23 protein-coding genes are annotated in these 24,026 nt (G+C 70.1%); 19 read left to right on the top strand and 4 right to left on the bottom strand.

Going from position 1 to position 24,026, the window contains the following annotated elements; translation table 11 throughout:
- Positions 1–25: 25 nt before the first annotated feature.
- The 8 genes from AZOLI_RS01165 (at position 26) to AZOLI_RS01130 (ending at position 6,017) form a co-directional block, all read left to right on the top strand.
- Positions 26–829, top strand: coding sequence for an ABC transporter permease (locus AZOLI_RS01165; protein ID WP_014246745.1), 804 nt, complete (start codon positions 26–28; stop codon positions 827–829).
- A 124-nt stretch (positions 830–953) separates the two neighbouring features.
- Complete coding sequence (locus AZOLI_RS01160) at positions 954–2,126, top strand: aspartate aminotransferase family protein (RefSeq protein ID WP_081505894.1); 1,173 nt, start codon at positions 954–956, stop codon at positions 2,124–2,126.
- Positions 2,123–3,076, top strand: coding sequence for an ornithine carbamoyltransferase (gene argF, locus AZOLI_RS01155; RefSeq protein WP_014246743.1), 954 nt, complete (start codon positions 2,123–2,125; stop codon positions 3,074–3,076). Before AZOLI_RS01160 ends, argF begins: the two co-directional genes overlap by 4 nt.
- 276 nt (positions 3,077–3,352) lie before the next feature.
- Complete coding sequence (locus AZOLI_RS01150; RefSeq protein ID WP_014246742.1) at positions 3,353–4,288, top strand: Hsp33 family molecular chaperone; 936 nt, start codon at positions 3,353–3,355, stop codon at positions 4,286–4,288.
- Between the two features lie 115 nt (positions 4,289–4,403).
- Complete coding sequence (locus tag AZOLI_RS01145; RefSeq protein WP_014246741.1) at positions 4,404–4,679, top strand: type II toxin-antitoxin system ParD family antitoxin; 276 nt, start codon at positions 4,404–4,406, stop codon at positions 4,677–4,679.
- Positions 4,676–4,990, top strand: a complete 315-nt coding sequence (locus AZOLI_RS01140; RefSeq protein ID WP_014246740.1) for a type II toxin-antitoxin system RelE/ParE family toxin — start codon at positions 4,676–4,678, stop codon at positions 4,988–4,990. The genes AZOLI_RS01145 and AZOLI_RS01140 overlap by 4 nt, the downstream gene beginning before the upstream one ends.
- A gap of 106 nt (positions 4,991–5,096) precedes the next feature.
- Positions 5,097–5,693, top strand: coding sequence for a hypothetical protein (locus AZOLI_RS01135; protein WP_014246739.1), 597 nt, complete (start codon positions 5,097–5,099; stop codon positions 5,691–5,693).
- 69 nt (positions 5,694–5,762) lie between these two features.
- On the top strand, positions 5,763–6,017 hold the full coding sequence (locus AZOLI_RS01130) for a hypothetical protein (RefSeq protein WP_014246738.1): 255 nt from the start codon (positions 5,763–5,765) through the stop codon (positions 6,015–6,017).
- Positions 6,018–6,137: 120 nt separating this feature from the next.
- On the opposite strand, the gene AZOLI_RS01125 is transcribed toward AZOLI_RS01130, so the two are convergent.
- The gene (locus AZOLI_RS01125) at positions 6,138–8,030 is read right to left on the bottom strand and encodes a potassium transporter Kup (protein WP_044549416.1); all 1,893 of its coding nucleotides are present in this window, start codon (positions 8,028–8,030) and stop codon (positions 6,138–6,140) included.
- A 266-nt stretch (positions 8,031–8,296) separates the two neighbouring features.
- Between AZOLI_RS01125 and AZOLI_RS01120 the strand changes: the two genes are divergently transcribed.
- The 6 genes from AZOLI_RS01120 to AZOLI_RS01095 all read left to right on the top strand — a co-directional run bounded on the left by AZOLI_RS01120 (position 8,297) and on the right by AZOLI_RS01095 (position 15,338).
- Positions 8,297–9,358, top strand: a complete 1,062-nt coding sequence (locus AZOLI_RS01120; protein ID WP_014246736.1) for a GGDEF domain-containing response regulator — start codon at positions 8,297–8,299, stop codon at positions 9,356–9,358.
- A gap of 136 nt (positions 9,359–9,494) precedes the next feature.
- Complete coding sequence (locus AZOLI_RS01115; RefSeq protein ID WP_014246735.1) at positions 9,495–10,061, top strand: hypothetical protein; 567 nt, start codon at positions 9,495–9,497, stop codon at positions 10,059–10,061.
- Positions 10,062–10,086: 25 nt separating this feature from the next.
- Complete coding sequence (locus AZOLI_RS01110; protein ID WP_014246734.1) at positions 10,087–10,608, top strand: hypothetical protein; 522 nt, start codon at positions 10,087–10,089, stop codon at positions 10,606–10,608.
- 247 nt (positions 10,609–10,855) lie between these two features.
- Entirely contained in the window at positions 10,856–14,131 is a 3,276-nt protein-coding gene (locus AZOLI_RS01105) for an error-prone DNA polymerase (RefSeq protein ID WP_014246733.1), read from the top strand.
- Between the two features lie 110 nt (positions 14,132–14,241).
- Positions 14,242–14,619, top strand: a complete 378-nt coding sequence (locus AZOLI_RS01100; protein WP_014246732.1) for a VOC family protein — start codon at positions 14,242–14,244, stop codon at positions 14,617–14,619.
- Positions 14,620–14,642: 23 nt separating this feature from the next.
- On the top strand, positions 14,643–15,338 hold the full coding sequence (locus AZOLI_RS01095; RefSeq protein ID WP_014246731.1) for a helix-turn-helix transcriptional regulator: 696 nt from the start codon (positions 14,643–14,645) through the stop codon (positions 15,336–15,338).
- Positions 15,339–15,345: 7 nt separating this feature from the next.
- Here the strand turns inward: AZOLI_RS01095 and AZOLI_RS30660 are convergent, their stop codons facing one another.
- A complete protein-coding gene (locus AZOLI_RS30660; RefSeq protein WP_044549413.1) occupies positions 15,346–15,774 on the bottom strand; it encodes a DUF2141 domain-containing protein in 429 nt (142 codons plus the stop codon).
- A gap of 53 nt (positions 15,775–15,827) precedes the next feature.
- Here AZOLI_RS30660 and AZOLI_RS01085 point away from each other — a divergent pair, with 53 nt between their 5' ends.
- Complete coding sequence (locus AZOLI_RS01085; protein ID WP_014246729.1) at positions 15,828–16,631, top strand: LytTR family DNA-binding domain-containing protein; 804 nt, start codon at positions 15,828–15,830, stop codon at positions 16,629–16,631.
- Here the strand turns inward: AZOLI_RS01085 and AZOLI_RS01080 are convergent.
- Both AZOLI_RS01080 and tsaD read right to left on the bottom strand, forming a co-directional pair.
- Positions 16,628–17,647 carry an NAD(P)H-dependent glycerol-3-phosphate dehydrogenase gene (locus tag AZOLI_RS01080; protein WP_014246728.1) on the bottom strand — a complete coding sequence of 340 codons (1,020 nt, stop codon included), beginning with the start codon at positions 17,645–17,647 and terminating at the stop codon, positions 16,628–16,630. The genes AZOLI_RS01085 and AZOLI_RS01080 overlap by 4 nt on opposite strands.
- Positions 17,648–17,703: 56 nt before the next feature.
- Positions 17,704–18,777 (bottom strand): tRNA (adenosine(37)-N6)-threonylcarbamoyltransferase complex transferase subunit TsaD, encoded by a 1,074-nt coding sequence (gene tsaD / locus AZOLI_RS01075; protein ID WP_014246727.1) that lies wholly within the window; start codon positions 18,775–18,777, stop codon positions 17,704–17,706.
- Between the two features lie 158 nt (positions 18,778–18,935).
- Between tsaD and hemC the strand changes: the two genes are divergently transcribed.
- The 4 genes from hemC (at position 18,936) to AZOLI_RS01055 (ending at position 23,911) form a co-directional block, all read left to right on the top strand.
- The gene (hemC, locus tag AZOLI_RS01070) at positions 18,936–19,874 is read left to right on the top strand and encodes a hydroxymethylbilane synthase (RefSeq protein WP_014246726.1); all 939 of its coding nucleotides are present in this window, start codon (positions 18,936–18,938) and stop codon (positions 19,872–19,874) included.
- Between the two features lie 26 nt (positions 19,875–19,900).
- Positions 19,901–20,671: a uroporphyrinogen-III synthase gene (locus tag AZOLI_RS01065; RefSeq protein WP_014246725.1), complete on the top strand. Its 771-nt coding sequence runs from the start codon at positions 19,901–19,903 to the stop codon at positions 20,669–20,671.
- A gap of 136 nt (positions 20,672–20,807) precedes the next feature.
- A complete protein-coding gene (locus tag AZOLI_RS01060; RefSeq protein WP_014246724.1) occupies positions 20,808–22,565 on the top strand; it encodes a COG4223 family protein in 1,758 nt (585 codons plus the stop codon).
- Positions 22,562–23,911, top strand: a complete 1,350-nt coding sequence (locus AZOLI_RS01055; RefSeq protein ID WP_014246723.1) for a heme biosynthesis protein HemY — start codon at positions 22,562–22,564, stop codon at positions 23,909–23,911. Before AZOLI_RS01060 ends, AZOLI_RS01055 begins: the two co-directional genes overlap by 4 nt.
- Positions 23,912–24,026 lie beyond the last annotated feature (115 nt).

The following is a 24,026-nucleotide window of genomic DNA, read 5'->3' as shown; positions in this document are numbered from 1 at the left end:
TACCCAAAAGGCAGATCGTGACGCGATGACCCTTCCCCTTCCTCCCATGCCGCGCAATGTCGGTTCCGTCAACTGGATCGGCCTGTGGACGCTGTACGCACGCGAGGTACGGCGCTTCGTCAAGGTGCACCAGCAGACCGTCTGGGCGCCGGTGGTGACGACCCTGCTCTTTTATGCGGTGTTCGCCCTGTCGCTCGGTTCCGCCGTGCGGATGGTGGGCGAGACGCCCTATCTGCAATTCCTGGCGCCCGGCCTGATCATGATGGCGATGGTGCAGAACGCCTTCGCCAACACCTCCTCCTCCATCGTGATCGCCAAGGTCCAGGGCAACATCGTCGACATCCTGATGCCGCCGCTGTCGCCGATGGAACTGGTCAGCGGCTTCGTCTTCGGCGGCATCACCCGCGGCATCGTGGTCGGTCTGGTGACGGGCCTCGCCATCTGGGCGGTGATCCCGATGCAGATGCCGCATCCGGGCTTCGTGCTGTTCCATGCGGTGATGGCGTCGATGCTGCTGTCGCTGCTGGGTCTGGTCGGCGGCGTCTGGTCGGAAAAGTTCGACAACATCGCGGCGGTGACCAATTTCGTGGTGACGCCGCTGTCCTTCCTGTCCGGCACCTTTTATTCGGTCGAAACCCTGCCGCCCTTCTTCTGGTGGATCGCCCATTTCGACCCGTTCTTCTACATGATCGACGGCTTCCGCTATGGCTTCATCGGCACGTCGGACGGGTCGCGCTGGCTGGGCGTGATCGTGATGCTGGGGGTGAATGCCGGGCTGTGGTGGCTTGCCTGGCGCATGTTCAAGACCGGTTACAAGCTGAAGGCGTGAAGTTTCCGCGACCCTTGCGCCTTTTCCGACCTGTCCGTTGACAGAACCCATCGATCTCCGGATATTTGCCGTTCCCGGCGGCCAGCCTTGGCCGCCGGATTTTCCATTTTGGGAGACCAAGGCCGTGATCCCCGTCGTTATGCCCACATACGCCCGCGCCGACATCGTGTTCGAGCGTGGTCAAGGTCCGTATCTCTACGCGACCGACGGGCGACGATTCCTCGACTTCGCCGCCGGCGTCGCGGTGAACGCCCTGGGTCACGCGCATCCCTATCTGGTGGAAAAGCTGACCGAGCAGGCGAACAAGCTGTGGCACACCTCCAACCTGTTCCGGGTCGCCGGGCAGGAGAGCCTTGGCAAGCGCCTGACCGAGGCGACCTTCGCCGACACGGTTTTCTTCACGAATTCCGGCGCGGAAGCGTGGGAATGCGGCGCCAAGACCGTCCGCAAGTACCATTATGATTCCGGCAACCCGCAGAAGAACCGCATCATCACCTTCGAGCAGGCCTTCCACGGCCGCACGCTGGGCGCCATCTCGGCCGCCAAGCAGGAGAAGCTGATCCACGGCTTCGACCCGCTGCTGGACGGCTTCGACCAGGTGCCCTTCGGCGACCTTGACGCCGTGCGCGCCGCGATCACGCCCGCCACCGGCGGCATCTGCGTCGAGCCGATCCAGGGCGAGGGCGGCATCCGCGCCGGTTCGGTGGAGTTCCTGCGCGGCTTGCGCGCGCTGTGCGACGAGCATGGCCTGCTGCTGTTCCTGGACGAGATCCAGTGCGGCATGGGCCGTACCGGCAAGCTGTTCGCCCATGAATGGGCCGGCATCACGCCGGACGTCATGTGCGTCGCCAAGGGCATCGGCGGCGGCTTCCCGCTCGGCGCCTGTCTGGCGACGGAGCGTGCGGCGTCGGGCATGACCGCCGGCACCCATGGCTCCACCTATGGCGGCAACCCGCTGGCGACCGCCGTCGGCAACGCCGTGCTGGACGTCATGCTGGCACCGGGCTTCCTGGACGAGGTTCAGAAGACCTCGGCCTATATGCGCGGCCGCCTGGAAGAGCTGATCGCCAAGCATCCGTCGCTGTTCCTGGAACTGCGCGGCCAGGGCCTGATGCTGGGCCTGAAGCTTGGCCAGCCGGTGGGCGATGTGGTGGCGAAGCTGCGCGCCAACGGCCTGCTGTCGGTCCCGGCCGGCGACAATGTGGTGCGGCTGCTGCCGCCCCTGAACATCGGCGAAGCCGAAGTGAATGAGGCCGTCGGGATTCTCGACCGGACGGCGCAGGAGTGCGTGGGATGAGCGGCGACAACAACAGCGCCAATACTGGCGTTCGGCATTTTCTCGACATCGACCGGCTGGACGGCGCCACGCTGCGCCGCCTGCTCGACCATGCCGTGCGCATCAAGGCCGACCTGAAGAAGGACCGGCTGGCCCATTCCACCCTGCTGGCCGGCCGCTCGCTGGCCCTGATCTTCGAGAAGCCCTCGACCCGCACCCGCGTGTCGTTCGAGGTCGGCATGCAGCAGTTCGGCGGCAACGTCGTGGTGCTGAAGCCCGACGACATGCAGCTTGGCCGCGGCGAGACCATCGGCGACACCGCCCGCGTGCTGTCGCGCTTCGTCGACGCGGTGATGGTCCGCACCACCGGCGAGGAACGGGTGCATGAACTGGCCACCCATGCCAGCATCCCGATCATCAACGGCCTGACCGACCAGACCCACCCCTGCCAGATCATGGCCGACCTGATGACCTTCGAGGAGCATCGCGGTCCGATCAACGGCCGGACCGTCGCCTGGATCGGCGACTGCAACAACGTCGCGGTCAGCTGGGCGCATGCCGCCGTCCGCTTCGGCTTCGAGATGCGTCTGGCCTGCCCCACCGTCTACGGCCCGTCGCCGGAGCTGCTGGCCTGGGCGGAGCGCGAGGGCACCGGCCGTCTGGTCGTCACCGAATCGCCGGAAGAGGCGGTGCGCGGGGTGGAGTGCGTCATCACCGACGCCTGGGCCTCCATGCACAACACCGACGTGGACGAGCGCGCGGCGATCCTCGCCCCCTATCAGGTGAACGAGGCGCTGATGGCGCACGCCCACCCGGATGCGCTGTTCATGCACTGCCTGCCGGCCCACCGGAACGAGGAAGTGACCGACGGCGTGATCGACGGCCGCCATTCGGTGGTCTGGGACGAGGCGGAAAACCGCCTGCACGCCCAGAAGGCCATCCTCGGCTGGTGCATGGGCGTGCTGGACTGAGGGAGCTTTTGCTCGCTCGCCAATGCCCCCTCCCTAACCCTCCCCCGCCCTCGGCCGGCCAAAGGCCGGTCCGATCGCGGGAGAGGGAACTCCGCCGCTCTGACGCTCACTCCCTCTCCCGCAAAGCGGGGGAGGGTCGGGGAGGGGGCAAAGCACCGCTACGCCCACAGGCCACCCCATGCATGGGTGCCCTGCCGGCCTTGATTCGGCCCCCGCCCGCCCCGATCTTGCGCCCTACGCCTGTATTGCCGGTCTCTGTCTTAAGGAATCCGCCCTATGGACGATCCGTCCGTCCGCCCGCTCACCGATGATTTCGTCCTGCCGTTCCAGATCGAGGCGTCGCGCCTGCGCGGCCGCACCATCAAGCTGGGGCCGGCAATCGACGAGATCCTGACCCGCCACGACTATCCGCCCACCGTCGCCCGCTTCCTGGCGGAGACGGCGACGCTGGCCGTGCTGCTCGCCAGCATGCTGAAATACGAGGGCATCTTCACCCTGCAGACCAAGGGCGACGGGCCGATCCGCCTGATGGTGGCCGACGTCACCTCGGTCGGCGACGTGCGCGCCTATGCCCAGTTCGATCCGGAAGCGCTGGCCAAGGCCGAGCGGGACGTCGAGATCGCCCCGGCCGCGGCGCTGCTCGGCAAGGGCTACATCGCCTTCACGGTGGACCAGGGTCAGGACACCGACCGCTACCAGGGCATCGTCGAGCTGTACGGCAAGACGCTGACCGACTGCGTCCAGCATTACTTCCGCCAGTCCGAGCAGATCGACACCGGCCTGACCGTCTCGGTCGACCGCGAGGTGAAGCCGGACGGCACGCCCGGCCAGTGGCGCACCGGCGGCATCATGATCCAGCGCCTGCCGCAGGAACAGGGTCTGGTCGCGTCCGACAAGGAAGACGATTGGCGCCGCGCCATGGTGCTGATGGCCAGCGTCACCGGCGACGAGCTGCTGTCGACCGATCTCGCCGCGTCCGACCTGCTCTACCGCCTGTTCCACGAGGACGGCGTGCGGATCTATGAGGGCCATGCGCTGCGCTTCGGCTGCCGCTGCTCGCGCGAGCGGGTGGAGACCATGCTGCGCAGCCTGCCCCGCGAAGAGGTGCAGGAATTGAAGATCGACGACGGCCGGGTCGAGGTGACCTGCCAGTTCTGCTCGACCGACTACCACTTCACCGACGCGGATCTCGACCGCGTGTATGGCGCGTAAGCAGTGTGTTGGCGGCCGGTGCCGAAGGGCGCCGGCCGTCCGCTTGCGCTCCCCGCCGGCCTCACCCATACTCTATGTCAAAGCTTGACATACGATCTTGATGGGGACGGCGGCGATGGCGACCAACGTGCATCTCACCCCGGAGTTGGAGCGGTTCGCCCGCGACTGTGTCGAAGGCGGGCGTTACAACAATGTGAGCGAAGTGGTCCGCTCCGGCCTGCGTCTGCTGCAGGAGGCCGAGGAGCGGCGGCGGACCTTCAACGCCATGCTGCTCCAGGCCGAGGCCGAAGCCGACCGTGACGGCAGCGTGGCCATCGACGATGTCCTGGCCGAAGCCGACGCGATCATCGACTCCAGCATCGCATCCCACACCGACTCCCGCAGCCGATGACCACAGCACTGCTGTCGCCGGCGGCGCGGCGCGATTTGCTGTCGGCAATCCGCTGGATCGCCCAGGACAATCCCGGCGCCGCCCGCGCCTTGCGCGATACCCTCGCCCGGACGGCACAGCGCATCGGCACCCATACCCTGGTCGGAACGCAGCGCCCGGACTTGGCCGCCCCGCCCTACCGCTTCATCAGCCTGACCGGCTTCCCCTATATCGTCGTCTACAATGCCGAGCGCCGGCCGCCGTTGATCGTCCGCATCCTTCACGGTGCCCGCGACCTGCCGGTTATGCTCGGCGACCTCCCGGACGGCTGAAGCAGTCCGGAAGGCCTTCACCGGAATGGGCGTGATGCACCCCTCCGCCTTGCCGGCTATAGTGCCGCCGCAATCGTCCAACCACCCTCCCTCACCCGGAGCCCCCATGCTGTCGCGCCGCCTTGTCCTTGCCGCCGGAACGGCCACCCTCCTGCTTGCCGCCTGCCAGAGCACGCCGCCGCGGCCGGCGCCGCGGCCCGTCGATTTCTCCAATTTCGGGCCGATCGTGCTGAATGCCGGCAGCATCGACGTGGTCGACGCCTACCGCCCGATGGGGGCCAAGCATGTGGAGGGACGCTCCGCGGTGCCGCCGGCCGAGGCGGTGCGGCGCTGGGCGGCGGAGCGGCTGCAAGCCGCCGGCGGGACTGGACGCGTGCGCGTCACCATCCGCGACGCCAGCATCGTCGAGGTGGCGCTGCCCACCAAGAAGGGCATCACCGGCTATTTCAGCAACGATCAGGCCCAGCGCTATGACGGCCGGATCGAGGTGGAGATCGCCGGCGAGGTGCCGGACACCGGCAATGGCGGCTTCCGCGGCGTGACCCGCTCCACCGTTACCCATTCCACCACCGTGGCGGAGAACATCTCGCTGGCCGACCGCGAGGCGACCTTCCTGGAGATCACCCGCCGGATGATGGACGACCTGAACGCCCGGCTCGACGCCGGCATCCGCAAGGATCTGGCGCCGATGGTGCGGCGCTGACCTCATCGTAGAAGTTGGCCCGGCGCTTGCGATGGGGCACCCGACGTTTCGTCAGAACGGAGAGTGCCCATGCCGAAATTCGACCTCTACGTCGTCCGGCCGCCGGAGGGATCGGCCACCGTCACCGCCATTCCCGAGGCAAAACAGCAGGCGTCCCAGGCGGCGCTGCGCAGTCTCAGCCGCTCCGGCTGCGTGGTGAAGCCCTTGGGCGACATCGACCTGTCCTTCGTCAAGAAGTCGGAGGCACAGATCAAGCTGGAGCTGGCGGTGCGGCAGATGTTCGCCGCGTCCGCCTACAAGCCGCCGGTGTCCATCGTCTGGTGATGGGCGTCTGGTGATGGGCGTTCGGTAAGGTGAACGGCCTTCGGGCGGGGGCGGCAGAAACTGCCCCCGCCCGCCGTCCCGGCGGCATGGCGCGGCAGACTCTGCCGGGCTGAATCCGCCCTAAATCTCCAGCTGCATGCCCAGCTCGACCACCCGGTTGGGCGGGATGCAGAAATATTCCGACGCGCTGGTCGACAGCTTGGACAGGAAGATGAACAGCGGTTCCTGCCAGCGCGGCAGGCCGAGCTTGCCGTGGCTGCGGATCAGCGTCTCGCGGCTGACGAAATAGGTGGTTTCCATCGGCTCGAACGGCAATCCTGGAATCCGCTTGGTCTCCAGCGCCTGCGGGATGTCCGGCTCGTCCTTGAAGCCGAAATGGACGATCAGGCGGAAGAATCCGGCGGACAGGGCCTTCAACTCGAAGCGCTGCTCGTCCGGCACATGGGGCACGTCCTCGATGTCGACGGTCAGCAGCACGACCCGCTGGTGCAGCACCTTGTAGTGCTTCAGGCTGTGCAGCAGCCCCGGCGGCAGGCCGCGCGGGTTGCCGGTCAGGAACACGGCGGTGCCCGGAACCCGCTGCACCGAGCCGCCCTTCAGCCGCTCCACCAGCAGGTCGAAGGGCAGCGCATCCTCGGCCAGCCGCTTGCGCACCACCTCGCGCCCGCGCCGCCAGGTCGCCATCAGCAGGAAGACGGCCGCGCCGACCACCAGCGGGAACCAGCCGCCCTCCTCCACCTTGACCAGGTTGGCCAGGAACAGCGCCATGTCGACGGTCAGGAACACCGCCAGCGCCAGCACCGCCTGCCACAGCTTCCAGCGGCCGAGCGAGCGCGCGACCTTGTAGGCCAGCAGCGTGGTCGCCACCATCGTGCCGGTCACCGCGATGCCATAGGCGGCGGCGAGGTTGCTGGAGGTCTGGAAGGTCAGCACCAGCAGGAGAACGCCGGCCAGCAGCAGCCAGTTCAGCTGCGGCATGTAGATCTGGCCCTTCTCATGCTCCGAGGTGTGCATCACCTCCATCCGCGGCAGATAGCGCAGATGCATCGCCTGCAGCGTCACCGAATAGGCGCCGGAGATCACCGCCTGACCGGCGATGATGGTCGCCGCGGTCGCCAGCAGCAGCAGCGGCACCTGCGCCCAGTCCGGCGCCAGATGGAAGAAGGGATTCTCGATGGCGTCCGGTTCGTGCAGCAACAGGGCGCCCTGGCCGAAATAGCACAGCAGAAGCGACGGCAGCACGATGGTGTACCAGGCGCCGCGGATCGGCTTGCGGCCGAAATGGCCCATGTCGGCATAGAGCGCCTCGGCCCCCGTCACCGCCAGAACCACGGCACCCAGCAGCAGAAAGCCGTGCCAGCCGTGGTTGAACAGCATCTCCACGGCATGCCCCGGCCATACCGCCCCCAGCACGACGGGATTGCGGACGATCTGCCACAGCCCCAGCGCCGCCAGCGTGATGAACCAGACCAGCATCACCGGCCCGAACAGCCGGCCGACCTTCTCCGTCCCGAATCGCTGCAGCACGAACAGCCCGACCAGGATGGTCAGGGTGATGGGGATGACGTAGTCGTCCAGGGCGGGGGCGACGACATGCAGCCCCTCCACCGCGCTCAGCACCGAGATGGCGGGAGTGATCAGGCTGTCGCCGTAGAACAGCGAGGCGCCCATCACGCCGATGGCCATGACGACGCCGGTGCGCCGGTGCCCCGGCCGCATGCCGCGCAGCGCCAGCGCGGTCAGCGCCAGGATGCCGCCCTCCCCCTGGTTGTCGGCGCGCATGACGAAGACGACGTACTTCACCGTCACCGTAATGATCAGCGCCCAGAAGATCAGCGACAGCACGCCCAGGATGACCTCCGGCACCAGCGGAAAGCCGCCGCCCTCGGTCAGGCATTCGCGCAGCGTGTAGAGCGGGCTGGTGCCGATGTCGCCATAGACGACACCCAGCGCCCCCAGCGCGAGCGCGCGCAGCTTCGCCGCATGCTCCCGCCCGTCCATGCCTGCTTCCATAACCCGGTCCGCTCCTGTCCCGTTTCACCGCGTCCGCCCGTCCGACGATCGTTGGCATACGCACTGCCATGCCTAAGGTGGCTTGCGGTGGCCGCGCAAGCACCGAATGGCGAAACACGCCACCGGCCAGTCCGATCCTCCGCCATTTTCGCCCTTTCGGCAGCCCGCTCCCATGCGGCGGAACGCGGCACTCGGCGCCGTTGCATCCCCCGCGCCGACGTGCTTCAATTCATACGTGTACCGCGCGGAGCTCCGAGCCGGCAGCCATGTCCAACGATTTCCTGTTCGCCTCGGACGACTCCCCCGCAGCACCGCTTCCGGGACGACCCGACTCCGATGCCCCGGACCCTCAGTCCCCGCCCTGGCTGGTGCTGGTCGCCGATGACGAGCCGGAGGTGCATGCCGTCACCCGGCTGGCGCTGGCCCGCCTGCGCTTCCGCGACCGTCCCGTTCGCCTGCTGGACTGCACCAGCGCCGCGGAGGCGGAGCGGATCCTGCGCGACACGCCCGGCATCGCGGTCATCCTGCTCGACGTGGTGATGGAGACGGAGGATGCGGGGCTACAGCTGGTCCGCACCATCCGGGAGGATTTGGGCAACCGGGCCGTCCGCATCGTCCTGCGCACCGGCCAGCCCGCCCAGGTCCCGGAGGAGGAACTCGTCCTCGCCTATGAGATCGACGGCTATACCGCGAAGACGGAGCTGACCGCCCGCCGGCTGTTCACCAGCGTGGTGACGGCGCTGCGCGCCTATGCCGCCATCGAGACGCTGGAACTGCAGCTTGCCGAACGCAGCCGCGCGCTGGAGGAGGCGACCGTCCGCCTGAACCGGCTGGCGGTGCTGGACCCGCTGACCGGCGTGTGGAACCGCCGCCGCTTCCTGGAACTGGCGGCGGCGGAACTGGCGCGGGCGCGGCGCTATGGCCGGCCGCTGACGGTCTTCCTGCTCGACCTCGACCGGTTCAAGGCGGTCAACGACGCCCATGGCGACTCCGCCGGCGACGCGGTGCTGCGCGCGGTGGTGAAGCGGATGCGGGCGGCGCTGCGCATCTCCGACCATGTCGCCCGGTCCGGCGGGGCGGAGTTCGTCGTCCTGCTGCCGGAGACCGACGCCGCCGGTGCCGCCGTGGTGGCGGAGCGGGTGCGCGCCGCCCTGGCCGGCAGCCCGATCGTCGTGGACGGCCGCGCCATATCCGTCACCGCCAGCATCGGGATCGCCCACTGGCTGCCCGGCGAGCCCGGCGTCGAACAGACCCTGCACCGCGCCGAGGGAGCGCTCCACACCGCCAAGCAGGCCGGCCGCAACCGGGTGGAGCGCGCGACGGGGTAGCCGCTACGATCCCGGCGACGGCGTGTTTCATGTGAAATATCGTTACAGCGCAATGATTGAACGGCAGGAAACTAGGCGTTACTCCTATCGTTGGAGACATCCATCCGGATGGTGCTCCCGATCAGGGGTTCAGCACATGTGGCAGGACTACGGCAACGCGCTCATCTCCGCCTTCGGACTGGCGGGCCTGGGGTTCGGCATCGGCAAGCTCGTCATCGTGCTCGGCGAACGCGCGATCGAACGCCGCCACGGAACGGAGGGGGTGCGCAACGTCATCGCCCGCCGCGCCAAGCTGGAGACGAAGCTCGAAGCCCGCCGTGCCGACCGCATCCAGGAGCTGAAGGAGCTGGACGGCGCGGTCGAGGACATTCTGCGCCGCCGCAAGGTGCTGGAACGCCAGATCGAGGAGTCGCGGCAATCGGGCGAACGGCTGGTCCGCCTGATCGGCGAGGAGGTCCAGGGCAGCCCCTGCTATGTCGCGATGGTCGTGAACAAATATGTCGGCACCGGCGCCGCCCAGCAGAGCCAGCATGCGCTGATCGACCCCTCCTGGGCCCAGCCGCAGACGATCGAGGTGTGGGCGCGGTCGATGGCGGAAGCGCGGACGGAGATCGAACGGCGCTACCCGCCCGCCTTCGGGTATGCGGTGACGCGGATGCAGGAGTTCCTGTCCGCCGACACCCCCGTCGCCAAGGCCGGCTGAGCCCCCGGCCGGAGAAGGACCCGCCATGGACAGCATGCCCTACATCTTCGCCGGTCTGGTCGGCCTCGCTTCCCTGTCGGTATCGCTTCTGCTGGCCATGCGCCGGCTGAAGACCTCGGAGGAGCGGATCGCCAACGCCGTTTCGCGCAAGCAGGCGCAGGTGGAGCGGATCAAGAAGGCCGCCCGCGCCACGCTGCGGCAGGCCCGCGACCTGCGCGACGCCCGCCGCCGCAAGGCGATGGCCGAGATGGCCTGCGAGGATCTGGAACAGCGCCTGAAGTCCGCCGGTGCCACCGACCGCCGCATCTATGTGCTGGACGACCGCCGCACCCAGAAGGACCAGGGCTGGCTTCTGCGGGTGGTCAACATCGAATATGGCGCCCGCGTCAACGCCAACCTCACCCCCACCGCGCTGGACAGCTGGAAGCGCGGCCGCCGCTTCCTGGTCTGGGCGCTGGACGAGAAGAAGGCCCGCGAGAAGGTCCACTCCCGCCTCCCCGAGAACAAGGGCTTCACGGTCATGGGCGTGGAGTCCTATCTGGGGTGAGGCGTCGGCGCTTGTGCCCCCTCCCCATCCCTCCCCCGCTTCGCGGGAGAGGGGGCAGAACGCTTGCCGACGTGACCTAACTGCTGAAGCGGCGGCAGTCCCCTCTCCCGCGTGAGCGGGGGAGGGTTAGGGAGGGGGCACCCGCAGCCGACACCTATCCTCCCCCCCGCCACAATAATGACATCAATCCCATTTTCCGACTATCATCCCCGCGCGTACCCATCCGCCAGCGCCGGGGAGCCTTGCCATGATCCGCTATGCCGAACTGCAGGTCGCCACCAGCTTCAGCTTTCTGGAGGGGGCGTCGCACCCTGACGAGCTGGCGCTGACCGCGGCGGCGCTGGGGCTGGTGGCGGTGGGGGTGACGGACCGCAATTCGCTGGCCGGCGTGGTGCAGATGCATGCGGCGGCGAAGAAGGCGGGCATCCGGGCGCTGATCGGCTGCCGGCTCGACCTGACCGACGCCGACAGCCTGCTGGCCTACCCGACCGACCGCGCCGCCTATGCCCGGCTGTCGCGGCTGCTGACCCTGGGCAAGATGCGGGCGCCCAAGGGGGAGTGCTTCATCGCCCGCGCCGACGTGCTGGCCCATGCCGAGGGCATGCTGTTCCTGCTGCTGTCGCCCGACCGGCGCGACGAGTCGTTCCTGCGCGAACTGCGCGCCTGGCGCGGCGGGCTGGCGCGCGGACAGCTTTATCTGGCGGCGAGCCACCGCTACCAGGGCGACGACGGCCGGCGGCTGCGCTGGCTGGCCGGGCTGGCCGAGGCGGAGGGGGTGCCGCTGGTCGCCACCAACGACGTGCTCTATCACGGCGCCGGGCGGCGGGCGCTGGCCGACGTGATGACCTGCATCCGTCACCACACCACCATCGACGAGGCCGGCTGGCGGCTGTCCGCCAATGCCGAGCGCCACCTGAAGCCGGCCGTCGAGATGGTCCGCCTGTTCCGCGACCACCCCGACGCCGTCGCCCGCAGCCTGGAGATCGCCGACGCCTGCCGCTTCTCGCTGGACGAGCTGCGCTACGAGTATCCCGACGAGGTGGCGGAGGGCCGCGACCCGCAGGACACGCTGGTGACGCTGACCTGGGAGGGTGCGGCGGAGAAGTATCCGCCCGACCGCTTCCCCGGCGGCATCCCCGACAAGGTCCGCGCCGCCCTGGAGCATGAACTGGCCCTGATCGGCGAGCTGCGCTACGCCCCCTATTTCCTGACCGTCCACGACATCGTCCGATTCGCGCGGGGCCAGGGCATCCTCTGCCAGGGGCGCGGCAGTGCCGCCAACTCCGCCGTCTGCTATTGCCTGGGCATCACCGCGGTCGATCCCGCCCGCTTCGACCTGCTGTTCGAACGCTTCATCTCCGCCGCCCGCAACGAGCCGCCGGACATCGACGTCGATTTCGAGCATGAACGGCGCGAGGAGGTCATCCAATACATCTACAAGAAGTACGGCCGCGCCCGCGCCGGCCTGACCGCCACCGTCATCCGTTACCGCGCCCGCGGCGCGCTGCGCGAGGTCGGCAAGGCGATGGGGCTCTCGGCCGATCTGGTGGCGCGGCTGACCGGCTCGATCTGGGGCTGGAGCAGCCAGGGCGTGGATGAGGAGCGCGCCCGCTCGCTCGGTGTCGATCCCGACGACCCGCGCCTGCGCCGCACGCTGGAACTGGCGCAAGAGTTGATGGGCTTCCCCCGCCACCTGTCGCAACATGTCGGCGGCTTCGTCATCACCCGCGGCCCGCTGTCCGACCTCTGCCCGGTCGCCAACGCGGCAATGGAGGACCGCACCACCATCGAGTGGGACAAGGACGACATCGACGCGCTCGGCATCCTGAAGGTCGATATCCTGGCGCTGGGTATGCTGACCTGCGTGCGCAAGGCCTTCGACCTGATCGAGCAGGTGCACGGGCAACGCTGGACGCTCGACAGCCTGCCCAAGGAGGACCCGGCGGTCTACGAGATGCTCTGCCGCGCCGACAGCCTGGGCGTCTTCCAGGTCGAAAGCCGCGCGCAGATGAGCATGCTGCCCCGGCTGCGCCCGCGGGAGTTCTACGATCTGGTGATCGAGGTCGCCATCGTCCGCCCCGGCCCGATCCAGGGCGGCATGGTCCATCCTTACCTGCGCCGCCGCAACGGGGCGGAGGACATCACCTATCCGATGCCGGCGCTGGAACCGGTGCTGCGCAAGACGCTGGGCGTGCCGCTGTTCCAGGAGCAGGCGATGAAGATCGCCATGGTCGGCGCCGGCTTCAGCGCCGAGGAGGCCGACCGGCTGCGCCGCGCCATGGCCGCCTTCCGCAAGACGGGACAGGTCCACCTGTTCCACGACAAGTTCATCGCCGGCATGACCGCCAGGGGCTGCGACCCCGCCTTCGCCGAGCGCTGTTTCCAGCAGATCGAGGGCTTCGGCGAATACGGCTTCCCCGAGAGCCACGCCGCCAGCTTCGCGCTGCTGGTCTATGTCTCCGCCTGGATCAAGCGCCACCACCCCGCCATCTTCGCCGCCGCCCTGCTGAACAGCCAGCCGATGGGCTTCTACGCCCCGGCCCAGATCGTCCGCGACGCGCGCGAGCATGGCGTGGAGGTGCTGCCGCCCGATGTGAACCTGTCGGGCTGGGATTGCGCGGTGGAGGTTGCTCCCTCTCCCGCCCCGGGAGAGGGAAGGGGCCCGCCGCAAAGCGGCGGGAAGGGTGAGGGGGTATCCGAGAATCGGAGTTCCTGTTCCTTGCCCCACCCCTCACCCTCCCCACTTCGTGGGTCCCCTCCCTCTCCCGGGACGGGAGAGGGCACACCCCATCTCCGCCTCGGCCTCCGCCTCATCAAGGGCTTCGCCGAGTCGCACGCCGACGCCATCGTCCTGTCCCGCGCCGGCGGCTATCGCGACCCCTACGATTTGTGGCGGCGCGCCCGCCTGCCGGTCGCCGCATTGGAAAAGCTCGCGAAGGCCGACGCCTTCCGCTCGGTCGGGCTCGACCGGCGGGCGGCGCTGTGGGCGGTGCGGGCGCTGGGCGATGCGCCGCTGCCGCTGTTCGCGCGGCTCGACGGCCCGATAGCCGAGGAACCGGAAGCCCCGCTGCCCGCCATGGCGCTGGGGGAGCATGTGGCGATGGACTACACCAGCCTGTCGCTGTCGCTGAAGGCCCACCCGCTGGCCCTGCTGCGCGACGGCCTGCCCGGCGTCACCCCGGCGGAGCGGCTGACCCGGACGCGCGACGGCCGACGCCTGACCACCGCCGGCCTCGTCCTGGTGCGCCAGCGGCCGGGCAGCGCCGAGGGCGTCGTCTTCATCACGCTGGAGGACGAGACCGGGGTCGCCAACCTCGTCGTCATGCCCGACGCCTTCGAGACCTTCCGCCGCCCGATCATGACCGCGCGGATGATGGCCGCCACCGGCCGGGTGCAGAACCACGAGGGCGTGGTGCATCTGCGCGTGGAATCGCTGATCGACCTGACCCACCGGCTGGCCGAGCTGACCGGCGAGGCCCCCCCGGCGGCAACGCCCTTTCCCAGGGGGCGCAATTTTCATTGAGGTCGCCGATTGCTCCTGACATCACGCTGTCAGGAGGGGGTGTGCTATCAAGGGGGCGTGCCGGCACGAACCACGAACATCCCACTCCCCACATGTCAGGAGCAGGTTCCATGAACAACCCGCATGTCGTCACCTGGTTCGAAATCCCCGCCGCCGACCTCCCCCGCGCCGTCCGCTTCTACGAGGCCGTCTTCGCCGTCACCCTCAATCAGGAGCCCTGCCCCAGCGGCATGAAGATGGCCGTCTTCCCGGCCGACGGCGAAGCGGTGAAGGGCTGCCTGATCCAGCACGAGTCCTACAAGCCCAGCGCTGACGGCAGCATCGTCTACCTGAACGGCGGCGACGACCTGTCCGCCCCGCTGGCCCGTGCCGAGCAGGCCGGCGCCACCATCGTCGTGCCGAAGACGCTGATCACGCCGGAGATCGGCTATTTCGCCCAGTTCATCGACAGCGAGGGCAACCGGGTCGGCCTCTATTCGATGCACTGACCCAGCCAAGCTGAGCCGCCTCCATGCGCCGCGCCGACCGCCTGTTCCAGATCGTCCAGCATCTCCGCAAGGGGCGGCTGGTGACGGCTGCCGAGTTGGCGCGCTGCCTGGAGGTGTCGGAGCGCACCGTCTACCGCGACATGCGCGACCTCGCCTCCTCCGGCGTGCCGGTGGAGGGCGAGGCCGGCGTCGGCTATCTGCTGCGCGACGGCTATGACCTGCCGCCGCTGATGTTCACCCGGGACGAGGTGGAGGCGCTGGTGGTCGGCGCCCGCCTTGCCCGCGCCTGGGTCGGCGGCGCGCTCGCCGATGCCGCCGCCCGCGCGCTGGAGAAGGTGGAGGCAGTGGTGCCGGAGGGGCGGCGGCGCGAGTTGGCCGACAGCCGCGTCTTCGTTCCCGACTTCTCCTTCCCCGCGCCCTTGCGCGAGCGGATGGACGTGCTGCGCTGCGCCATCAACGCCCGGCGCGTGGTGCTGTTCGACTATCGGCGCGAGGACGGCACCCATTCCGCCCGCGCGGTCCAGCCGTTGGGGCTGTTCTTCTGGGGCCGCGTCTGGACGCTGGGCGCCTGGTGCGAGCTGCGCGAGGAGTTCCGCAGCTTCCGCATCGACCGCATGGAGACCCTGATGGCGCTGGAGCGCCGATTCGACGAAATCCCCGGCCGCGGCCTGGAGGACTATCTCGCCCTCTGGCGCGAGGAGGGCTGTCCGCGGGGGTGAGGCTCCCTCACTCCACCAGCCTGATCTCCGTCGTCGCCACGCCCGAGGCGCCGACCGGCACCGCATAATCGTCGAATCCCGGCGGGCCGAAGCTGCCGCGGGCGGAGCGGCTGAAACCGTGCGGTTCGGCCGGGATGCCGAACATTCCGGTGGCGAGTTCCCCGTTGTTGTCCAGATCCTGGAAGGCGATCAGCCCATAGCGCCCGGCCGGCAGATCGGGGAAGACCGCGACCAGATCCGTCCCCACCGCCGCGGCGAAATAGCCGGCGCGCGGCGCCTTGGCCGCCTGCGCCTCGGCACTGTCGAACAGCGCGATCATCACCTTGCCCTGATTGGGCTTGACGTTGCGGACGGTTGCGCGAAGCTCCCCCGCGGCGGCCGTTCCCGCGGCGGCCAGCGCCAGCAGCGTCACTGTCACCGTTCCTGGGGCGATCATCCTTGCAGACCAACGCGCGACCCGACATAGAAGCGTCATCCACCACTCCCCCCTTGCCGTTGCGGTCAACCCGCCATGGCCGGCGCCTGCTGCTGCTGGCGGGCTCCATTCTAGCATTGGCTCTGCTGGGACCGTTCGGCACATTTCGCGAGATGGGGTTTTTGCCGCGGCTCGCCTATTGGGGCGGGCTGATCGCCACCGGCTGGACGATGTTCGAACTGGTGGTGCTGGTCGCCCGCCGCGTCCTGCCGAACCTGGAACGCACATGGCCGCTGATGCTGGCCGCGGCCTTCCTGACCGTCGGCGTCCTGCAGACCCTGGCGGTCGCCCTGCTGGAAAACATGCTGCGCGGCCAGGATTATTTCACCCCCGCCGGTCTGGCCGAGCTGTTCGGCTATGTGCTGGTCGTCACCACCCTGGTGTCGGCCCTGCCGGTGTGGCTGGAACTGCGGGAGCATGGCATCGTCGGCCACCGGCCGCCCGCCCCGCCCGCGTCTCCCATCGACGGCGAACCGGCCACGCCTCGTCCCGCCCCGTTCCTCGACCGCATCCCGCCCAGGCTGGGCCGTGACCTGCTGGCGCTGGAGATGGAGGACCATTACGTCCGCGTCCATACCGCGCTCGGCAGCGACCTGATCCTGATGCGGATGCGCGACGCCGTGGCGGAGCTGGCGGGCATCGACGGCCGGCAGGTCCACCGCTCCTACTGGGTCGCCGCCTCGGCGGTGACGGCGGTGGAGCGCAAGCCGGACGGCAAGCTGTCGCTGCGGCTGACCAACGGCCTGCTGGTGCCGGTCAGCCGCACCCACGCGCCCTCGGTGCGCGCCGCCGGCTGGGTGGAGAAAGCCGTCTCCTAGACACCCTCTCCGCGGAAGGGGCGCGACAGCAGCCCGTCGATGGTCTCGTCCAGCCCGGCGCCGCGGTTCAGGATGGCGTCGACCGCGCTGCAGATCGGCATGTCGACGCCCAGCTTCGCCGCCAGCCCGACCACCGCGGCGGCGGTATAGACGCCTTCCGCCACCGACCGGCGCACCGCCAGGATCTCGGCCAGCGCCTTGCCCTCGCCCAGCGCCGCCCCCAGCGACATGTTGCGCGACTGCAGGCTGGAGCAGGTCAGCGTCAGGTCGCCCAGGCCGGACAGGCCCATCAGCGTCTCCGCCCGGCCGCCGAGCGCCAGCGCCAGCCGGGTGATCTCGGCCAACCCGCGGGTGATCAGCGCGGCGCGGGCATTGTCGCCCAGCCGCCGCCCCTCGACCACGCCGCAGGCGATGGCCAGCACATTCTTCACCGCCCCACCGATCTGCGAGCCGACGACGTCGTCCGAGCGGTAAGGCCGGAAGGTGCGGCTGCCCAGCGCGGCGACCAGCGCCGTGCCCAGCGCCTCGTCGGCGCAGGCCAGCGTCACCGCCGTCGGCAGCCCGCGCGCCACCTCCGCCGCGAAGGTCGGGCCGGACAGGATCGCCACCGGATTGCCGCCCGGCAGCACGGCGCCAACCGCCTCGCTCATCAGCGCGTGGCTGTCCAACTCGATCCCCTTGGCGCAGACGACCACCGGCGCGCCCGGCTTCAGCAGCGGCGCCATCCGCGCGGTGACGCTGCGCGCATGCTGGGCCGGCGACACCAGCAGCACCGCGTCGCAACCGCCGAGATCGGCGAGGTCGCCGGTGACCCGCAGCGCGTCGGGCAGCGGCACGCCGGGCAGGTAATCGCGGTTCTCGCGGCGGAGGCTCATCGCCTCCACCACCGCCGGCTCGCGCGCCCACAGCAGCGTCTCCCGCCCGGCCCGCAGAGCCGCCAGCGCCAGCGCCGTTCCCCAGGCGCCGCCGCCGACAACGCCGATGCGGTTGAGGGGAGAGGGGGGCATCGTCTTCATCTCACCACGTATCCATTCCGGTCAAAGCCCTCTCCCGGGGCGGGAGAGGGAGATTGTCACGCCTTCACCCCCGCACCCACTCCCGCGCGCCCGATCACCGGCGCCGCGGTGGGGTCCAGCGGCCAGCGCGGGCGGGGGGCGAAGTTCAGCGGGTCGCTCTCGCCCAGGCGGAAACGCTCGATCCCGGCCCAGGCGATCATCGCCGCGTTGTCGGTGCACAGGCGCAGCGGCGGGGCGACGAACGGCATGCGCTGCTTCTCCGCCAGGGTCGCCAGCCGGCTGCGGATCGCCTTGTTGGCGGCGACGCCGCCGGCCACCACCAGGGCACCGCCCTGCGGATGGTCCTCCTTGAAGCGGCGGATGGCGCGGGCGCAGCGGTCGGCCAGCACCTCCGCCACCGTCGCCTGGAAGGCGGCGGCGAGGTCGTCGCGGTCGGCCTCCGACAGCACACCGCCCAACTCCTCCACATGCCGCCGCACCGCGGTCTTCAGCCCGGAGAAGGAAAAGTCGCAGCCCGGACGCCCCAACATCGGCCGCGGCAGTTCGAAGCGCGCCGGGTTGGTGGCGCGCGCCGCCGCCTTCTCCACCAGCGGCCCGCCGGGATAGCCCAGCCCCAGCAGCTTGGCGGTCTTGTCGAACGCCTCGCCCACCGCATCGTCGATGGTGGTGCCGAGCCGGCGGTAGCGCCCCACCCCCTCCACCGCCAGAAGCTGGCAATGGCCACCGGACACCAGCAGCAGCAGATAGGGAAAGGCGACGTCGTCGGTCAGCCGCGCGGTCAGCGCGTGGCCTTCCAGATGGTTGACGGCGACGAAGGGCAGGTTGCGCGCCGCGGCGATGGCCTTGGCCGTCATCACGCCGACGATGACGCCGCCGATCAGCCCCGGCCCGCCGGTGGCCGCCACCGCATCGAGGTCGCCGAAGCCGATCCCGGCCTCCGCCATGGCGCGGCGGATCAGCCCGTCCAGATGTTCCAGATGGGCGCGGGCGGCGATTTCCGGGACGACGCCGCCATAGGGCGTGTGGTCGTCCAGCTGCGACAGCACGACGTCGGCGCGGATTTCGCGCGCGTCGGTGACGATTGCGGCGGCCGTCTCGTCGCAGCTCGTTTCAATTCCAAGAACGATCATGGCGCCAAACTAGCCGCCTTGGCCGTCCGGGTACAGGATGGAGTTGCGCGCAAGCGGGCGCGAAAAGGCGGGCGCGTGAAATTTGATCCGTCTCAATCTTATGTATGAGGGGCAGACGAATCCTTGCAAAGCTGCGCGGATCCCCTAGAACACGCCCTATGACGACCCACCCGCTCCGTATCGGGACGCGCGGCAGCCCGCTGGCGCTGGCGCAGGCCCACGAAACCCGCGACCGCCTGATCGCCGCCCATCCGCAACTGGCCGCCCCCGGCGCCATCGAGATCGTCGTCTTCAAGACCACCGGCGACCGCATCCTCGACCGCACCCTGGCGGAAGCGGGCGGCAAGGGCCTGTTCACCAAGGAGCTGGAGGAGGCGCTGTTCGACGGCCGCGCCGATCTTGCCGTCCATTCGATGAAGGACGTGCCGACCCAGCTTCCCGACGGGCTGGAGATCGCCACCCTGCTGCCGCGCGAGGACCCGCGCGACGCCTTCTTCGCCCGCTCCGGCGGCGGACTGGCCGATCTGCCGGCCGGCGCCGTGGTCGGCACCGCCGGGCTGCGCCGTCAGGCCCAGGTGCTGGAATTGCGTCCCGACCTGACGGTCATCCCGCTGCGCGGCAATGTGCAGACCCGCCTGTCCAAGCTGGACGCCGGCGAGGTCGACGCCACCCTGCTGGCGCTGGCGGGCCTGCGCCGCCTCGGCCTGACCGACCGCATCACCGCGGTGCTGGAACCGGAAACCATGCTGCCGGCGGTGGCCCAGGGCGCCATCGGCATCGAAATCCGCAGCGCCGACGACGCCACCCGCGCCCTGCTGGCCCCGCTGAACTGTGCGGAGACCATGGTCCGCGTCACGGCGGAACGCGCGCTGCTGTCCGCCCTCGACGGTTCCTGCCGCACGCCCATCGCCGCGCTGGCGATGCTGGACGGCGAGGATCTGCATCTGCGCGCCAAGGTGCTGTCGACCGACGGACGCATCATCTTCCGGGCGGAGCGCCGCGGCAAGGCGGCCGACGCCGAGTCGCTGGGCGCCGATGCCGGGGCCGAGATCCGGGCGCAGCTGCCGCCCGATTTCTTCGCCGCCGCGCCGCACTGACCCCTCCCTTCGGCCGAGTTTTCCGCATGACGGGAAAGCAGCCCGACCCCGCTTCCCCGCCCCGCCGTACGCGTCTTCTGGTGACGCGTCCGGCGGAGGATGCCGAGCCGTTGGTCCGGCGGCTGGAGGCGCTCGGCTTCGACGCCGCGGTCGAGCCCATGCTGTCGATGGTCTGGCTCGACGGGCCGGAGCCGGACCTGTCCGACGTACAGGCCCTGCTGTTCACCAGCGCGAACGGCGTACGCGCCTACGCCAAACGTACGAGCCGGCGCGACCGTCCGGTACATGCCGTCGGCGACGCCACGGCGCGGGCGGCGCGGGCGGCCGGCTTCGGGCAGGTCGACAGCGCGTCGGGCGACGTGTACGCGCTGGCCGACCGGGTCCGCGCCTTGCGCGATCCGTCCGCCGGTACGCTGCTGCATGTGGCGGGAAGCAAGGTGGCGGGCGACCTCGCCGGTCTGCTCGGGGGCTCCGGCTTCACGCTGCGCCGCAGCGTGATGTACGATGCTGTACCCGCACTAACCCTGTCGGACGATACCGCGACATTTTTGCGTACGTCGGCACTCGGCGGCGTGTTGTTTTTCTCTCCCCGTACCGCTGTTTCCTTTGTTAGGCTGCTGGCCGAGGCGGGGTTGGTCGACTGTTGTCGTACGGTCGATTCGTTCTGCCTCAGCCCCGCGGTCGCGGAGGCTGCCCGTGCGTACGGCGACAGGGGAGTGGTGCCGTGGCGAAGCGTACGGGTGGCGGCCAGGCCGGAGCAGGACGCCCTGCTCGATCTGTTGCCGGTCGCCGGATAATCCCGGCGCGGTCCGGCCGTACGGCTTACACCCCGGCTTCCTTCCGGGTGGGTACGTCAGCCGTACGGGGGACGAGGGGGACCGGTCAGGGGGCTGTGACGTTAAGACGAACAACAGCGAACCGAAGGTACAGCCCATGACCTCTCGTCCAGGCTCCGAACGCCCCGGCACCGACCGTGACGGCGACGGCGCCAGCACCGGCAATGCGGCGGTCGACCGCATCGTCGAACGTTTCGGCGGCATCCGCCCCATGGCCCACAAGCTGGACACCCCGGTGACGACGGTGCAGGGCTGGAAGAAGCGCGGCGCGATCCCGCTGGCCCGCCATGCCGACCTGCGCACCGCCGCCGCCAAGCACCGCATCAAGCTGGACGACGCCGACCTGGACGCCGCCACCCCCAGCGAAGACCGGCCGACCGACGCGGCTGCGGCCGCCGTCATCCCCCCCGCCGACCCGGTTCCGGTGGTGGATCCGGTTGTCGATCCGGTACCGTCCGCCTCCCCCGCCGACACCATCCCCGGCGCCGACACGCCGGCCGCGGGAAGCACCGCCGGCCCGGTGAACGAGCTGCAGTCCTCCGACGCCCTGATTCCGCCGGCCACGCCCATCGGCGCCACGGACAGCCTGTCCGACACGCCGAAGTCGGAAACTGAGAAGTCCGAAACGGAGAAGGCGGAAGACGCGAAGGCCGATCCGTTGAAGTCGGACACCACCAAGCCGGGCACCGCCTCCGACGAGCCGAAGACGACGGCCTCCACCTGGACGCCGTCCGGCACCACCGGCAGCGCCGGCTACACCCGCAGCGACTCCGAGCCGGCCCGTCCGACCATCGCCCCGACGCCATCCTATATCGACGAGCCGCGCTCCGGCAGCGGCTTCGCCACCGCGCTGTCGGTGGTCGCCCTGCTGGTCGGCGCCGCCGCCCTGTCGGCGCCCTGGTGGGGTCCGGCCCTGCCCGGCTGGCCGTCGCCGGCCGCCCCCGCCGCCTCTTCCGCCGCCGCCCCGGCCGACCCGGCGCTCCGCGCCCAGATCCAGCAGCTGGTCGACCGCGTCGGCAAGCTGGAGCAGCGCCCGGCCGCCGCACCCGCCAATGGCGGCGACACCGCCGGCCTCGCGGCCCTGACGCAGCGGATCGACGCGCTGGAGAAGCGCCCGACCGCCAGCGCCGATGCCGGCGATGCCCGCAAGGAGCTGGCCGACCGCATCTCCGCGCTGGAGCAGAAGGTCTCCGCCGCCGCCGGCAACGCCCAGGCGGCGCAGGAGCTGCGCGGCGAGGTCGATTCGCTGAAGCAGCAGGTCACCAGCGTCAATCAGGCGGTGACTCAGCGCCAGGACGCCGCCACCGCCGCCCAGGCGCTGGTGCTCGCAGCCGGCCAGCTGCGCTCCTCCCTGTCGGGCGGCCAGCCGTTCCAGCAGGATCTCCAGGCGGTCCGCGCGCTCAACATCGCCGATGCCGGCGTGACCCAGCCGCTCGACGCCGTTGCGCCCTATGCCGCCAAGGGCATCCCGACCCGCGCCCAGCTGACCGACCGGTTCGAGCCGCTGGCCGGCGAGATCGTCCGCGCCGACATCCGCGGCGAGGGCAGCAGCTGGATCGACTCCGCGGTGGGCAAGCTGTCCACCCTGGTCACCGTGCGCCGTGAAGGCGGCGGGGTCGTCGGCACAACCACCGACGCCGTCGTCGCCCGTGCCGAAGCCGCTCTCGCCGCCGGCAATCTGGCCAAGGCGGTGGAGGAGCTGTCGACCCTGCAGGGTCCGGCTGCGCAGACCGCCGGCCCGTGGCTGACCGACGCCAAGGCGCGTCTGGCCGCCGATCAGGCCGCCCGCCAGCTGAACGACCGCGCCATCGCCCTGATGACCACCGCCGCCGGCGGGAAGGGGACGGCCCAATGATCCGCGCCCTCTGGTTCCTTCTGAAGGTCGCGGTCGTCATCGCCGCCGCGATCTGGCTCGCCGACCGTCCCGGCACCGTCAGCGTCCATTGGCTGGGCTATGCCATCGAGGCTCCCTTCTGGGTCGCCCTGCTGGTCACGCTGGCGGCGCTGGGCATCGCGGCGCTGGGCTACCGCCTGATCCGCGGGCTGATCCGCACGCCGCAGCGCATCCGCCGCCACAGCCGCGCCCGCCGCCGCGAACGCGGCTACCGCGCCCTGACCCAGGGCATGGTCGCCATCGCCGCCGGCGACGCGCCGACCGCGCGCAAGATGGCGCGCAAGGCCGACGGGCTGCTGAACGAGCCGCCGCTGACCATGCTGCTGTCGGCCCAGGCCGCCCAGCTGCAGGGCGACGAGCGCGCCGCCAAGCAATATTTCCAAGCGATGCTGGAGCGGCCGGAAACGGCCTTCCTCGGCATGCGCGGGCTGCTGACCCAGGCGATCAAGTCGGGCGACCGGGTGGAGGCTCTGACCCTCGCCCGCAAGGCGCGCGGACTGCAGCCCAACACGCCCTGGCTGCTCGGCACGCTCTATGACCTGGAGGCGCAGTCCGGCGACTGGGCTGCCGCCGAAGGCACGCTGCAGCAGGCGATCCAGGCCGGGGCCATCCCGACCGAGGAGGGCCGCCGCCACCGCGCCGTCCTGCTGCTGGAGCGCAGCTTCGAGGCGGAGCGCCGCGGCCGAGCCGACTCCGCCCTGTCGCATGCCCAGGCGGCGCACGACATGATGCCGGGCTTCGTCCCCGCCGCGGTGCGTCTGGCTCGTCTGCAAATCGCCGCCGACCGTCTGAAGCCGGCCGCCAAGGTGGTGGAGCGGGCGTGGCGCCAGTCGCCGCATCCGGAACTGGCCGAGATCTACCGCAGCCTGGTGTCCAGCTACGACCCGCTGGCCCGCGTCCGCCTGTTCCAGAAGCTGGTGCGTCAGGCCCCGGATTCGGCCGAATCGCATCTCGCTGTCGCCCAGGCCGCCATCGAGGCCCAGCTGTGGGGCGAGGCGCGCCAGCACCTGAACCGCGCCATGGAGATCGGCCCGACCCGCCGCGCCTTCCGCCTGATGGCTGAGCTGGACCGCAGCGAGCGCCATGACGAGGACGCGGCGAAGGACTGGCTGGCCAAGGCCGCCAACGCGCCGGAAGACCCGGTGTGGACCTGCAACTCCTGCGGGGCGGTCAGCCACAACTGGGGCGGGCTGTGCGGCCATTGCGGCGCCTTCGACAGCCTGACCTGGAAGGCCCCGACGGTCGCGGTCCCGGTGATGGAACCGACCGACATCCCCCCGGCACTGGCCCGTCCGGCGACGGTGTAAAGACTGGACGCTGAAAATCCCCTCTCCCGCCTCGGGAGAGGGAGGGGCCCGCCGAAGGCGGGAGGGTGAGGGGTGGGACATGGATTTCTGATCCTTGTCCCACCCCTCACCCCTC

Source organism: Azospirillum lipoferum 4B, from assembly GCF_000283655.1.
GTDB classification, from domain to species: Bacteria; Pseudomonadota; Alphaproteobacteria; order Azospirillales; family Azospirillaceae; genus Azospirillum; species Azospirillum lipoferum_C.
The sequence above is the reverse complement of the archived record's forward strand: the minus strand, read 5'-3'. Positions and strand labels throughout refer to the sequence as shown.